Consider the following 372-nt stretch of genomic DNA (forward strand, 5'->3'; position numbering starts at 1 on the left):
TACCTACTTTCACACGGGAATCCGCACTATCATCGGCGTAGAGTCGTTTCACGGTCCTGTTCGGGATGGGAAGGGGTGGGACCGACTCGCTATGGTCATCAGGCAAAGAGGGTTGTTGCGCTGGCTTTGCAGCACAACCAATCTGGGAAGAAGCAGTAATCTTGAGTTGTGTGTATCACACACGAGAATCCAACTTGTCGCTTTGGATCGCGGCCGGTGCTTGCGCACGGCGCCGATCTACAAGGCAGACTTGTTATAGGATCAAGCCTTACGGGCAATTAGTATCAGTTAGCTGAACGCATTACTGCGCTTACACACCTGACCTATCAACGTCCTGGTCTCGAACGACCCTTCAAGGGGATCTAGTCCCCA

2 rRNA genes are annotated in these 372 nt (G+C 52.7%); both read right to left on the reverse strand.

Annotation, left to right across the window (positions count from 1 at the left end):
• Positions 1–103, reverse strand: a 5S ribosomal RNA gene (gene rrf, locus G3N64_RS39445); the annotation flags it as partial.
• 154 nt (positions 104–257) lie between these two features.
• Positions 258–372: ribosomal RNA gene (locus tag G3N64_RS39450) — 23S ribosomal RNA — on the reverse strand; the annotation flags it as partial.

This window comes from Burkholderia sp. Ac-20344, from assembly GCF_017104975.1.
GTDB lineage: Bacteria > Pseudomonadota > Gammaproteobacteria > Burkholderiales > Burkholderiaceae > Burkholderia.